At 54.8% G+C, this 13,160-nt stretch carries 16 protein-coding genes; 14 read left to right on the top strand and 2 right to left on the bottom strand.

What is annotated here, in order from left to right; translation table 11 throughout:
• Window positions 1–4 precede the first annotated feature (4 nt).
• The 10 genes from rpsK to BLU70_RS09490 all read left to right on the top strand — a co-directional run bounded on the left by rpsK (window position 5) and on the right by BLU70_RS09490 (window position 6,902).
• Window positions 5–421, top strand: coding sequence for a 30S ribosomal protein S11 (rpsK, locus tag BLU70_RS09445; protein WP_006445799.1), 417 nt, complete (start codon window positions 5–7; stop codon window positions 419–421).
• A 123-nt stretch (window positions 422–544) separates the two neighbouring features.
• Window positions 545–1,171, top strand: a complete 627-nt coding sequence (gene rpsD, locus BLU70_RS09450; RefSeq protein ID WP_074693301.1) for a 30S ribosomal protein S4 — start codon at window positions 545–547, stop codon at window positions 1,169–1,171.
• A 73-nt stretch (window positions 1,172–1,244) separates the two neighbouring features.
• Window positions 1,245–2,183, top strand: coding sequence for a DNA-directed RNA polymerase subunit alpha (locus BLU70_RS09455; RefSeq protein ID WP_074693302.1), 939 nt, complete (start codon window positions 1,245–1,247; stop codon window positions 2,181–2,183).
• A gap of 51 nt (window positions 2,184–2,234) precedes the next feature.
• A complete protein-coding gene (gene rplQ / locus BLU70_RS09460; protein ID WP_040288553.1) occupies window positions 2,235–2,600 on the top strand; it encodes a 50S ribosomal protein L17 in 366 nt (121 codons plus the stop codon).
• Complete coding sequence (gene truA, locus BLU70_RS09465) at window positions 2,600–3,406, top strand: tRNA pseudouridine(38-40) synthase TruA (RefSeq protein WP_074693303.1); 807 nt, start codon at window positions 2,600–2,602, stop codon at window positions 3,404–3,406. The genes rplQ and truA overlap by 1 nt, the downstream gene beginning before the upstream one ends.
• Before the next feature lie 80 nt (window positions 3,407–3,486).
• Window positions 3,487–3,930, top strand: coding sequence for a 50S ribosomal protein L13 (rplM, locus tag BLU70_RS09470; RefSeq protein ID WP_006445804.1), 444 nt, complete (start codon window positions 3,487–3,489; stop codon window positions 3,928–3,930).
• Between the two features lie 15 nt (window positions 3,931–3,945).
• Window positions 3,946–4,338 (top strand): 30S ribosomal protein S9, encoded by a 393-nt coding sequence (gene rpsI, locus BLU70_RS09475; protein WP_040288554.1) that lies wholly within the window; start codon window positions 3,946–3,948, stop codon window positions 4,336–4,338.
• Window positions 4,339–4,476: 138 nt separating this feature from the next.
• The gene (locus BLU70_RS09480; protein WP_040288556.1) at window positions 4,477–5,241 is read left to right on the top strand and encodes an N-acetylmuramoyl-L-alanine amidase; all 765 of its coding nucleotides are present in this window, start codon (window positions 4,477–4,479) and stop codon (window positions 5,239–5,241) included.
• A 20-nt stretch (window positions 5,242–5,261) separates the two neighbouring features.
• Window positions 5,262–5,738 (top strand): hypothetical protein, encoded by a 477-nt coding sequence (locus tag BLU70_RS09485; RefSeq protein ID WP_040288558.1) that lies wholly within the window; start codon window positions 5,262–5,264, stop codon window positions 5,736–5,738.
• Window positions 5,739–5,801: 63 nt separating this feature from the next.
• On the top strand, window positions 5,802–6,902 hold the full coding sequence (locus BLU70_RS09490) for an Mrp/NBP35 family ATP-binding protein (RefSeq protein WP_074693304.1): 1,101 nt from the start codon (window positions 5,802–5,804) through the stop codon (window positions 6,900–6,902).
• 76 nt (window positions 6,903–6,978) lie between these two features.
• On the opposite strand, the gene gerD is transcribed toward BLU70_RS09490, so the two are convergent.
• The gene (gene gerD / locus BLU70_RS09495; RefSeq protein ID WP_040288560.1) at window positions 6,979–7,641 is read right to left on the bottom strand and encodes a spore germination lipoprotein GerD; all 663 of its coding nucleotides are present in this window, start codon (window positions 7,639–7,641) and stop codon (window positions 6,979–6,981) included.
• Between the two features lie 84 nt (window positions 7,642–7,725).
• Entirely contained in the window at window positions 7,726–8,460 is a 735-nt protein-coding gene (gene pdaB / locus BLU70_RS09500) for a polysaccharide deacetylase family sporulation protein PdaB (protein ID WP_074693305.1), read from the bottom strand.
• A 221-nt stretch (window positions 8,461–8,681) separates the two neighbouring features.
• Here pdaB and BLU70_RS09505 point away from each other — a divergent pair, with 221 nt between their 5' ends.
• The 4 genes from BLU70_RS09505 (at window position 8,682) to glmM (ending at window position 12,882) form a co-directional block, all read left to right on the top strand.
• Window positions 8,682–9,374, top strand: a complete 693-nt coding sequence (locus tag BLU70_RS09505) for an SGNH/GDSL hydrolase family protein (protein WP_074693306.1) — start codon at window positions 8,682–8,684, stop codon at window positions 9,372–9,374.
• A gap of 83 nt (window positions 9,375–9,457) precedes the next feature.
• Window positions 9,458–10,279, top strand: coding sequence for a diadenylate cyclase CdaA (gene cdaA / locus BLU70_RS09510; protein ID WP_006445812.1), 822 nt, complete (start codon window positions 9,458–9,460; stop codon window positions 10,277–10,279).
• Window positions 10,276–11,478: a CdaR family protein gene (locus tag BLU70_RS09515; RefSeq protein WP_074693307.1), complete on the top strand. Its 1,203-nt coding sequence runs from the start codon at window positions 10,276–10,278 to the stop codon at window positions 11,476–11,478. Before cdaA ends, BLU70_RS09515 begins: the two co-directional genes overlap by 4 nt.
• A gap of 63 nt (window positions 11,479–11,541) precedes the next feature.
• On the top strand, window positions 11,542–12,882 hold the full coding sequence (gene glmM / locus BLU70_RS09520) for a phosphoglucosamine mutase (RefSeq protein WP_074693308.1): 1,341 nt from the start codon (window positions 11,542–11,544) through the stop codon (window positions 12,880–12,882).
• Window positions 12,883–13,160: the final 278 nt, after the last annotated feature.

Here is a 13,160-nt window from a genome sequence, read left to right on the forward strand (position 1 = left end):
GTAATTGTTGGCGAAAGTGAAGCAACGTCGTGGGGCGGGTTCTACTGCGCGTCCGCGTCGTCGTGATCGTAAAAATGTGGAGGCTGGCGTCGCGCATATCCGTTCGACGTTTAACAATACAATTGTCAGCATCACAGATCCGAGTGGTGCTGTGATTTCGTGGTCGTCGGCTGGTAATGTCGGGTTTAAAGGATCGCGTAAGAGCACCCCGTATGCGGCCCAAATGGCTGCCGAAGCGGCTGCTCGCACGGCCATGGAACATGGTATGAAGACTGTCGAAGTCATGGTCAAGGGTCCTGGTGCGGGCCGTGAAGCGGCTATTCGGGCTCTCCAAGCTGCTGGCTTGGAAGTTGCGGGTATCCGTGATGTGACGCCGATTCCGCATAACGGTTGCCGGCCGCCGAAGCGCCGTCGCGTATAATCGACTGCGGATGGGGTGGTTGCCAGCGATGTTCGCTGGTCGTACTGAATTTCTTACGGTGTGCATTGTCACGCCGTTTTATGTGATACGGGTATACAAGAAATTGGAGGTGTCAATCCTAGAATGGCAAGATATACAGGGCCAGTGTGCCGTCTGTGCCGCCGCGAGGGTATTAAGTTGTACCTGAAGGGTGAGCGCTGCTTCAGTGAAAAGTGTGCCATCGACAAGCGGCCGTACGCACCTGGACAACATGGACAAGGTCGCAAGCGCAACTCGGAGTATGGCAGCCAGCTGCGCGAAAAGCAAAAGGCTCGCCGTTACTATGGAGTATTGGAAAGCCAGTTTGAGCGTTACTACGAAGAGGCTGCGCGCCGTCGTGGGATTACCGGTGAGACGCTGTTGTCTTTGCTCGAAAGCCGTTTGGACAACGTCGTCTATCGCTTGGGCTTCGCGGCTTCGCGTGCGGAGGCTCGTCAGATCGTGCGTCATGGTCACATCGAAGTGAATGGCCGGCGCGTTGATATTCCTTCGTTCCTCGTGCGTGAAGGCGATGTGGTCGCTGTTCGCGAGAAGAGCCGCGACAATGGCCGTATCAAGGAATTGGCCGAGGTCATTGGAAATCGGACGATCCCGGCATGGCTCCAGCTCGACGCCGAGAAGTTGAGCGGTAAGGTTCTGCGTAAGCCTGAGCGTGAAGAAATCGACACGCCAGTGGCTGAGCAGATGATCGTCGAGTACTATTCGCGGTAACCCTTAGCGCAGGCTGACCAGCTTCCGGTCAGCTCCGAGCGTCGACTAGTACCACTCCCAAGGAGGATTAGGAATGATTGAAATAGAGAAGCCGCGAATCGAGATTGTGGAACAAACCGAAGACTACGGCAAGTTCGTATGCGAACCGCTGGAGCGCGGCTATGGCACGACGTTCGGCAATTCACTGCGGCGCATCCTATTGTCCTCCATTCCGGGGGCAGCGGTGCGCTCCGTCAAGATTGAGGGCGTCCTTCACGAGTTTGCGACGATTCCTGGTGTGGTCGAGGATGTCACAGAAATTATCCTCAATCTCAAACGGCTCTCGCTGAAAATTCATTCCGACGAAGAGAAGATCCTTGTCATCGACGCCGATCGCCCTGGGGTTATCACTGCTGCGGACATTCGAGCCGATTCGGACGTGGACATCATGAATCCGGATTTGCATATCGCGACTCTGACCGAAGGCGGGCGCGTGTACATGGAAATGCGCGCCGGCCGCGGTCGTGGGTACGTTCCAGCGCATCGCAACAAGCCGGAAGAACAGGAAATTGGGCTGATTCCAATCGACTCACTGTACTCGCCGATCTCGCGCGTCAACTTCTCTGTAGAGAATACACGTGTGGGTCAGGTCACCGACTACGACAAGCTGACGCTTGAAGTGTGGACGGATGGCAGCGTCGCTCCCGACGAGGCGGTGAGCGTCGGTGCGAAAATCCTGACGGATCACTTGATGCTTTTCGTCGGACTGACGGATCGTGGTAAGGACACAGACATGATGGTTGAGAAAGAGAGCAGCCAAAATGATCGTGTTCTCGACATGCCGATTGAGGAACTCGACCTGTCGGTGCGTTCTTACAATTGCCTGAAGCGGGCTGGTATTAACACGGTCGCTGAACTGTGTGACAAGTCCGAAGAAGAGATGATGAAAGTGCGAAATCTCGGGCGTAAGTCTCTTGAGGAAGTCATTGAGAAGCTCGAGGGCTTGGGGTTGGGTTTGCGTCAGGAAGACTGACTGCCTGGATAGCTATCGATGACGGATGACGTTTGAAGGAGGGATAACGGAATGGCTTACCGCAAGTTGAATCGTACGTCGTCGAACCGGAAGGCTCTGTTCCGCAGTTTGGTGACGGATCTCGTGCTGTACGAACGTATTCAGACGACAGAAGCGAAAGCGAAGGAGCTTCGTTCCATCGCTGAGAAAATGATTACCCTCGCAAAGCGTGGGGATCTGCATGCTCGTCGTTTGGTTGCACAGTACGTACGTCGTGAGTCTTTGGGACTGGATGGAGAAGGTCCGGACGCCATTCAGAAGCTGTTTAGCGATATCGCACAGCGGTACCAAGACCGGAACGGCGGTTACACCCGTATTGTGAAGATTGGGCCACGCCGCGGCGATGCTGCGCCGATGGTCGTCATTGAGCTTGTTTGATGGCCGATAGCATTAGGGAAAGCCGTGGGAACCGGATACGCCTTGTCGTCGCATACGATGGCGCCGGTTTTCACGGCTTTGCCCGTCAGGATGGGTTGCGTACCGTGCAGGCCACGTTAGAAGAAACGTTGACACGCATGCTGAGTACGCCCATCGAGGTGCACGGGTCTGGACGCACGGATAAGGGTGTGCACGCGCGGGCGCAAGTCGTTCATTTCGATTTGCCTTATGGACCACCTGCGGAGCGGATGGTTTATGTTCTACGGCGCCGTTTACCAGCAGACGTCATACCGCTATGGGCGGATCAGGTGGACACCGGGTTCCACGCGCGGTTTTCCGTGGTTCGTAAAACCTATCGCTACCTGTTATATCGAGGTGCGGCACCAAATCTGTTTTTGTACCGTTTCAGCTGGCACGTTCCAGGTGTGCTCGCTGTCGAGGCCATGCGGGAAGCAGCGGTACATTTGCTTGGCCGCCATGATTTTACGTCGTTTTGCGCCAGCGCGACGCCGCAAGAGGACAAGGTTCGATCCCTCTATCGGATCGATTTCGTCGAGTCACCCAATCGGTTGGCGATTGAGGTTGAAGGAAGCGGCTTTTTGCAGTACATGGTGCGGATCATTGTCGGTACGCTGGTGAAGGTTGGCCAAGGTCGTGAGGCAGCGGATCGCATACCGGCCATTCTCGCGGCGAGGGATCGTCGGTTGGCGGGCGAGACCGCGCCACCACATGGCCTGTGTCTTTGGAATGTCGAGTATCCGCCAGAGTACGGTGGGAAAGTTGTTGATCCGGAAGCGGATTTGTAATAAAATTGTGCAGGTATATTTGACCCACTGACTCCCCCGTTACACCAGTTGGTCAAATTGAGGATCCGGAGGGAATCTGAATGCGTACGACGTACATGGCAAAGCCCGGCGCGGTTGAGCGCAAGTGGTATGTCATTGACGCCGCTGGCTGGCGCGTGGGCCGTTTGGCTACACATATTGCGTCCATTCTTCGCGGCAAGCATAAACCTGAATTTACACCGCACGTTGATACGGGTGATTTCGTCATTGTCATCAATGCGGACAAAGTCGAATTCTCGGGTAAAAAGCTGCAGGACAAGAAGTATTATCGCCACTCTGGTTATCCAGGTGGTTTGAAGGTCACGACGGCTCAGGATATGTTACAAAAACATCCCGAGCGCGTGTTGTATTACGCGGTTCGTGGTATGCTGCCGCACAATACACTTGGACGCGCGCAACTGAAGAAGCTGAAAGTGTATGCTGGTCCGGAACATCCACATGCTGCACAGCAGCCCATTCCACTCGTACCCGGTACGAAGGAATAAAGGAGGGACAGAACCTTGGCACGTTTGCAATACATGGCAACTGGACGCCGTAAGACGTCTGTCGCTCGCGTACGTCTTCTCCCGGGCGACGGCAATATCGTGGTCAATAAGCGCTCGATGGACGAGTATTTTGGTTTGGAAACGCTAAAGTTGATTGTAAAACAGCCGCTTTTGTTGACGGAGACGCTGAGTCAGTATGACGTTTATGCTAACGTCTATGGCGGCGGTATCTCTGGACAGGCCGGTGCTATCCGTCACGGCATTGCACGCGCACTGCTGAAAGTGGATCCGGAATTGCGTCCGACCCTGAAGAAAGCTGGTCTGTTGACGCGCGACGCACGCATGAAGGAACGTAAGAAGTATGGCTTGAAGGCCGCTCGGCGTGCACCTCAGTTCTCGAAGCGCTAACCGAGTTTGTATCGATTATCCGCGCTGTCTGCATGTATTTCGTGCAGGCAGCTTTTTTGTTGTTCTCTTCGTTCATGGTTTCCGGTTCGTCTGCACAAACTGAGCAGAGCGAGCATTTCTGACGAAGGGAGTAGGAGAATGTTTAGCAAACAGAGACATCTGCCAGTGTTGATTGGCGCGATGGCATGCATGATCTCCGCCTCCGCAGTCGTGCCAATGACACAGGCAAGTGCATGGTTTCATAAACATGCGCATACCGTCAACAGTGAGGCTGCTCCTTCGGGTATTGCTGGCAAGACCATTGTCGTGGACGCCGGGCATGGGGGCAAAGACTCCGGGGCACGCGGCATAGACGGTCTCCAGGAAAAGGACATTACATTGGCAGTCGCGCAACGTTTGATTGCCTACTTGCAGCAGGCTGGCGCTATCGTGGTAGCGACCCGGACGACAGATGTCGATCTCGCCACTGACGAGGATCGCGCAAACCGACGTCGTCACCTTGGAGACTTACGAGGGCGGATGAACGTGGTCCGCAAGCAGAAGATTGACGCATTTGTTTCCATTCACTGCAATGCTGCACCATCTGCGGACTGGCATGGTGCACAGGTGCTCTATTTTGCGACAAACGATCACGCTAAAACGCTTGCTAGCCTCATGCAATCCGAATTTCGCGAAGAGTTGTTGCCGACCAAACGCGAGATCGAATCCAATCGCTCGCTGTATCTGTTGAAGCGCATTGAAGGACCAACGGTACTGGCGGAGATTGGTTTTCTCACAAATCCGCAAGAAGCCATGGCGATGCGTACGGCGTCCTACCAAGATAAAGTTGCCTTCGCGATGTACCAGGCACTGGTTCGGTACTTTAGCGATCCATCTGTGGCCAAGGCGGCTGAGAAATTCTGAGGAGCCAAGGGGGCGTGGATATGAGGCGTCGGCGCAGATCAAGGTCTTGGGTGTATTGGCTGATGCTTATGTCTGTGTTCTTCGTAGTCATTCGCGTCATGGGCCCACTCTCGGCCGACGTCGCGGGACGTCCCCATTCAGCGGTGCGTGATTCGGTCAGCCAAAACGCTGCGCCGGTGCTTGAACTATCTGCGACTGGCTGGACCTGGAACGGCAGGCCGGTCTACCGCGTACAGAATCTCTCCAATCGCGTGCTTTCTCATGTAAGTATCACAAGCTGGCAGGGAGATCTTCTGCCGCTATTGGCCATTTCCCGAGAATCCCCGAAGAGTATGCCGGAACAGCCGCTGGCTCAGCCACCGTATCAAGTTCCTCCTGGTAATTCTGCTTGGTTTGTGGGCGAGGATGAGGGGCGACCCCGCTATGTCGTTTCGTGGCTCGCGAACGGCGAGGAAGCGTACGAAGTAGTGACCACACGTTTGGTTTCGCCCGCCTGATGATGTACACTAATGCTGTTGGAATAGGTAGTGCGCAAACATACTTGGGAGGTTGTCGCACGAGTGGTTACACGTGAGCAAATCATAGAAGCGCTCCGGGACGTACAGGATCCCGAGGTTCATAGAAGCATCGTCGAGTTGGATATGGTACAAGCTGTTGAAATCGTCGGCGGTCGAGTGAGTGTTGAAATCTTGCTGACCATTCGCGGTTGTCCACTAAGTCATGTCATTGAGGACGAGGTGAAAAAGCGGCTGCTCGCTGTTGCTGGCGTCGAGCAGGTCGAGGTTCGCATCAGCCACATGACGGACGAGCAACGCGCTGCCTTTGCCGCAAAAGTTCGCAGTGTCGGCCAAGCCGCTGGTGCCAACGCCGGGCAGGCTGCACTTCCGCCACTTTTGCAGGGGAAAGGCACACAATTTCTCGCGATCGCGTCCGGCAAGGGCGGTGTTGGCAAGTCGACGGTTACGGCGAATCTTGCTGTGGCCTTGGCGAGGCGAGGTGTCAGAGTGGCACTCATCGACGCCGACATTTACGGTTTCAGCATACCCGTCATCTTTGGCATTCAAGACCAGAAACCGGCCACGATTGAGGATTTGATCATGCCGGTCCAGGTTGAGGGCGTCAAAGTGATTTCGATGCAGTTCTTCGTTCCAAAGGACACGCCTGTCGTCTGGCGCGGTCCGATGCTTGGGAAAACTCTACGTAGCTTTTTTGGCCAGGTTCATTGGGGTGACGTGGATCTTGTATTGCTTGATTTGCCACCCGGAACAGGGGACGTAGCGCTTGATATTCACACGCTGTTACCGCAAAGCAAGCAATTGATTGTCACGACGCCACAGGCTGCGGCTGCAGAGGTCGCAGTTCGAGCAGGTCTGATGGGCGTGCGCACCAATCATGAGGTGATTGGTGTCGTCGAGAATATGGCGTATTACGTCTGCGATTCGTGTGGAGATCCGGCATACATCTTTGGTCGGGGCGGTGGTGAGCGCGTTGCATCGCAACTGAACACAACCTTACTAGCCGAAATCCCCATTGCCAATCTCGACGTTCAAACGCCGGGTATTTTCGCGCAGGATTCGTTGCAAGGGCAGGTCTTCGACAAGCTCGCGAGCCGCGTCGCCGAGGCGATGGGTATTGGCCAAGTACAGCAGTCGCACGCGTAATTCCCCTCCAGCAACATAAACGGCCGTCACGAGGGCACAGGTGCTCTCAGCGACGGCCGTATTTTGTATCGAATCGTCAACTGCCGGATGATTCGCCCTGACTATTTTCCGATCCCGATTTACCTTGTTCACCACCGCCTTCGCCTCCAGCCGTTGCTTGTCCCGCTTGCATGGCCTTTTGCACGGCTTGTTGAACCGTTTCCTGAAACTGGACTTGAAAGGTCGGCGAAGTCATCGTTTGTAAAATAACTTTTTGCAAGTCGGAACGAAATTGGGGCCCTTGCATCATCGTCTGCAGGTTTTTCGTAAAATCATCCGATTGTAGAAGTACCAGCATATCCTGCTGAAAGCTGGGATCCTTCATCAGGTTTTGCACGGTGGACTTCAGTTCCGGTTGCGCAGCCTTTGCAAGTGCTGCCGCAAAAGCAGGATCCTTTGCGGCCTCGGTCAAGAATGTCTGGCTTTGTTGCGACTGGATAAACTGCGTCAATGCTTGCTTCACGTCGTCTGGAGAAGCAATCAATTGATTTTTAAACTCGGGATTCTTCAATGTATCGAGAAGTGCTTGCTGGCCTTCTTTGGAATTCAGTATATCGACGACCATTTGTTTGGTTTGGCTATAGTTGCCGCCGCCATCGGTCGCACCGGTGACGTCAGCGCCCGCATTGGTCATACCGCATCCAGTGACAATTAGGGCGCATAGCCCGATTCCGGCCAAGCGCACAGCTTTTCCGCTCACGGCAGCCCCTCCCCGCGACAGGTTTGTACAGTCAGTATGTGACTTGCACCGCCGGGCTATCCCATGATTTCGACTTCTGTCTGCTCAGCGGACGTTCGAGGAGACGTTTGCCCCTGCTAACAATTCTGAAACCGTTACAAACTGGTACCCTTGGTTACGCAGTTGAGTGATAATTTGAGGAAGTGCCTCGACAATTTGCTTCGATGAATCACTCGCATGCATTAGAATGATGTCACCTGGAACGGCGCGCTTCGTCACACGGCTGACAATGTTTTGCACACCAGGATTCTTCCAGTCGAGTGAGTCGGTATTCCATTGGATGACCGTGTAGCCCATGTTGTTCAGGCAACGCAAGACGCGCGGATTGAAATCGCCGTTCGGAGTGCGAATGAGCTTCGTCTTGACGCCAGTCACTTGATAGATGGATTTTTCGGACAAGGCAACTTGTTCGCGAATCCAGCTGTCGGGGTAATTCGAGAAATCTTTGTGCAGGTTTCCGTGGTTGCCAATTTCATACCCCATGTCTTTGATTTTCTTCGCTATTTCCGGATGATGCAGGGTCCACGGCCCGCTCAAAAAGAATGTCGCCTTTTTCACGTTCTGTTGTTTAAGAACGTTCAGAACCGGTTCTGGCACTTTGTTTCCCCATGAAATATCAAACGTCAAAGCGACAACCTTTTCTTTCGTATCCACCTTATAGATGGCCTTTGGCTGGTTGGCCTGCGTACTTGCCGCGAAAACCTGGGGACCAATACCGCACCCAAACGCGACAAGACACGCTGCTAGTGCGCTCATGAGCCAGCGCCGAATCGATTTCATATGCGGTTCAACCTCCTTTAATTCTCTGGGAAGTGTTTGCACTCGTCGCGGCGGATATACCGCATCGCGCGTGCCGAGGGCCGGATGGCAACTGGTATAGCATGACCTGTGCGAACAGATTGATGTGTTACGCGAGGACTGCATTTTCTGGGCGACTTTTGTGACCACTTCACGCGTAAGCCCATAGCTTACATCAGTACACGATGCTGGGGGGGCTACCAATGCTCATGCTTGCGCTCGGAGATTCCATTACATATGGATACGGCGCCACGACGCCCGAGCACAGTTTTGCGAAACTCCTGCAGAAACAGTTTGCCAAAAACGTTCGCGCAACCTTGCACGTGCAAGCGAAACCAGGTTGGACATCACGTCAGTTAAACCGTTCCTTGCGCGAGTTGCCCGCATGTATATTTGACGAGGCCGAGATCGTCACGTTGATGATTGGTGGAAATGACTTGTTAAAGGCAGCTCCATTCTTGTTGACTGGCAGTGCGGACAGAATTGCACAGGTTTGTGAGCGATCGCGAGAGGAGATCGAGGAAATTGTCGAGTGTGCGAACCGCTCGTACAATACATTTGCACTCGCGACGTTGTATAATCCGTTTCCAAACTTCGGTTTAGCTGAACAAATCACGAATCAATACAATGACATGCTGCGCGCAGTCGCAGCGCGCAATGGCCTGGTGCTGGTCGAGTCGCAAAAGTCGTTCCGTGGTCGCGAACACGACTACGTCGAAAATTACCGAAACGGACTATTCCGCGACATTCGCCTTTTCCGCAATCCGATTCATCCAACCGATGCAGGCCATCACGCGTTGTATCAGGCTTTTTACCGGGCTCTGCAGCGCGCGCGAGCACGCGAGCGCGCCAAGGCCCAGCGCCGGCGCCTCAATCGGCAAACGCGTCGCGCTTAACACACAACGAGGGATGGACTTGACTCGTTCCTGCTTGTAGGAAACAATGGGTAGGAGAATCCCCGATCGTTGGGTGGATGGTTATGGACGCATGGCTCTCGGCAATCCGCGGTTTCGGGTTTAAAGACGTGATCGATATCGTCTTTGTCGCCTTTATGATCTATTATCTCCTGTTGCTCATCCGCGGTACGCGAGCGGTGCAACTGCTCAAAGGCGTGATCATTGTCATCATGGTGACGATGATCAGCAGTCTTCTCAATCTCTCTGCATCCAATTGGTTGCTGAACAAAATCATCGAAATCGGCCTGTTTGCGATCCCGGTCGTATTTCAGCCTGAACTTCGTCGCGCGCTCGAACAACTCGGGCGCGGCGGCCTGTGGAATATCAACCTGTTGCAGCAGGAAAACGACCACATGGCGCATACAGTCAACGAGATTGTCAAAGCGGCGCAGGTTCTGGCCAAGACGAGGACGGGAGCGCTCATCGTGATCGAGCGGCAGACGGGTTTGAACGAATATATTGAGACGGGCACGACGCTGGAAGCGCGTGTGAGTTCTGAACTTTTTATCAACCTGTTTATTCCGAACACACCGCTGCACGATGGCGCAGTCATCGTGCGCGGCATGCAGATTGTCGCGGCGGGATGCTTTTTGCCATTGACGGAGAATCGCTCTTTGGACAAGCAACTCGGTACGCGCCACCGAGCAGGTATTGGGATTACCGAGCAATCGGATGGCGTTGCCGTGATTGTGTCGGAGGAGACGGGAGGCGTTTCGGTCGGTGTCGACGGTGTCCTGCATAGCCATCTTGACGAAGGTGCGCTGAAGGAGTTGTTAACAGAACTACTCGTACCTCGCCGCAACGGTGCGCTTTCGTTTTGGAGCAGAAAGGCGGAGTCGCGATGATGGATCGGTTTTTGCGCAATACCACCGCGCTTCGCATTCTCGCGCTCGTGCTTGCATGTATATTATGGCTGGCGGTGCACGCGCCGCAAGGCGGATCGAATCAGGACAAAGGCGGCGTTACGCAAACATATCCGCTCTCGGTGCATATCGAAACCAGCAACGATATGGTTGTTACCTCACCAGAACCCTCGGCGACAGTGCGGGTGACGACGAGCTTGTTGCGTGTGCCCTCACTGCCAGCGGATATGCTTAAAGCTCAATTGGTGGCAAACGCACAAGGCCTTGGTCCTGGCACGGAAACGCTGCATGTTGCCGCGATTAACATGCCAAGTGGCATCCGCTCATATAGCATTTCGCCAGCGACTATCACGGTCGTCCTCGAGCAGAAGGAAACCGTGCAACGCTCTGTTTCGCTTCAGGTGATTGGTACGCCGCAGGTTGGGTATACACTGGGCCAGTTCAACCCTGGAGCCATTGCGGCGAACATCAGTGGAGCGGCGTCGGCCGTACGCTCGGTCAAACATATTGTTGGCACCGTCGATATCACGGGCCTCAGTCAAACTACAACGAAAGTCGTGCAGTTGGAACCTGTCGATGCGTCTGGCCGGGTGGTGCAGTCCGTGAGCGTGAGTCCGGCATCGATTTCGGTGACTGTGCCTATTGCAGCATCGACGGAAGCCGTCAACCTCACGCCCGTCATTACGGGCACACCTGCGCCTGGGTATGCAGTTGCAGGGGTAACGCTTGCAACGACTCAGGTGACGGAAGTCGGGCTTTCAGCAGCTCAACTTCCCAAGGCGGGGCTCGACGTACCGGTCGACGTGAACAATCTCTCACATGATGTTTCCATATCTGTACCTGTTCCGCTCAAACAGGGCATGACGAGCGTTTCACCGCCGACAGTGACGGCGGTTGTGCAAATTGAGCCGTCCGCCACGCTTACCTTACAGAAGCTTCCGATTCAAGTGCAGGGAGGGAACCAGGCGTCGCTCACAGGGGTAAATTCTGTCGATGTCGTACTCAGCGGCCCGGAGAGTGTGTTGCGTGCCATCTCGCAAAATCCGTCGCAAGTATATGCCTATGTCGACGCAAGTAAGGCGAAAAGCGGAACAGCTTCGTTGCCCATCCAAGTCCATGTACCAGCCTATGTCGACGTTGTGAACTTGTCGGTGCGCTCTGCACAGGTTGCCATACAGTGAGTCTTTGCACTTCAAACGTTCTGTGGCACAATGTTGAGGTCATAAGAGAGGAGCGTATGGTCGTTGGGACGTTTGTTTGGTACGGACGGTGTCCGAGGTGTAGCAAACAGCGAGTTGACGCCAGAGTTGGCGTTTCGCCTCGGCCGCGCGGGCGCGTATGTATTGACCAGTCGTCGGCCTGGGGCGCGCATCGTCGTCGGCAAGGATACGCGGATTTCGGGCGATATGCTCGAAACAGCCCTGGTCAGCGGCATTCTGTCCATGGGCGTCGATGCGTTGCGTCTAGGGGTCATCAGTACGCCAGGCGTGGCTTACTTAACCAAGCACCTGCGGGCGGATGCGGGTGTGATGATTTCAGCTTCACACAACCCAGTTGCGGACAACGGTATTAAGTTTTTCGGCGGCGATGGATTTAAGCTGCTGGACGAGACGGAAGACCGGATCGAACAATTGCTTGAGGACGGCGCACGGGATCTGCCCCGACCGACGGGTGACAAGATTGGCCGCATGTACGATGAACCTGCTGTGGAGACATATATTCGCTTTCTGCTCAGCACAGTTCAGGTGCGCTTCGACGGTTTGCACATCGTCCTCGACTGCGCCAACGGAGCAGCATCGGCCATCGCGCCGGAGGTCTTTCGCAGGCTGGGGGCGAACGTCACGGTCATCCACGCTATGCCTGACGGAGTCAATATCAACGTCGGCTGCGGTTCGACGCATCCGTATATCGTCCAACGCGCTGTCTTAGCACATGGCGCGGATGTTGGTCTCTCGTTTGATGGAGATGCCGACCGACTCATTGCAGTAGATGCAAGTGGCGAAGTCATTGACGGTGACTTTATTATGGCTATCTGTGCCCGTGCGATGAAGGCAAAGGGCCTGCTCCAGGGGAACAAGCTCGTCGCAACCGTCATGAGCAATTTGGGTTTTGTCAAGGCGATGGAGGCCGAGGGCATCGACGTATTGCGAACTGCCGTGGGAGATCGCTACGTCATGGAACGCATGCGCGAAGACAATGCCGTGCTTGGCGGCGAGCAAAGCGGGCATATCATCTTCCTTAATCACACGACGACGGGCGACGGCATTTTGACGGCAGTGCAATTGGTGCAAGTGATGGTCGAGGCTCAGCAGCCGCTGTCGCAATTGCGGCAGGTCATGAAGCGCTATCCGCAGTTGTTGGAGAACGTTCAGGTTCGAGACAAGCGGGCTTGGCGCGAGAATGAGAAAATCCAAAGTGCTTTGCGGGCAGCCGAAGAGGCACTCGGCGAGAGCGGGCGCGTGTTGGTGCGCGAATCCGGAACGGAACAACTTGTACGTGTCATGGTCGAAGGCCCAGATGACAAGCTGCTGCGTAAAGTCTGTGGCGAGATCGTCAAAGTAGTCGAGGCGGAGTTGGGGGTTTAAGCCATGGGCTGGGGCTTGTCATGGGCCCCGCCGCTTATCCTTCATATCCGTGAAAGGGGGAATGTGGGGCGAACTAAGTAGCACATCCGAGATAGGCGAGTAAAATGTCGCATGCACCTGTGAATCTTTGCACGCAGGGGCATCGTCCAACAGCGCCTGGACTGCAGCTGCAAATGCGGTGCAGTTGACGCGGAGGAGGTTGGCGAAGCATTCGGCGGGTGCCTCCCGGCGTTTTCCGATCACGCCGCAAGCAAAGCCTGAAAACCATCGGGCGACCG

The sequence above is a fragment of the Alicyclobacillus hesperidum genome, from assembly GCF_900107035.1.
GTDB classification, from domain to species: domain Bacteria; phylum Bacillota; class Bacilli; order Alicyclobacillales; family Alicyclobacillaceae; genus Alicyclobacillus; species Alicyclobacillus hesperidum.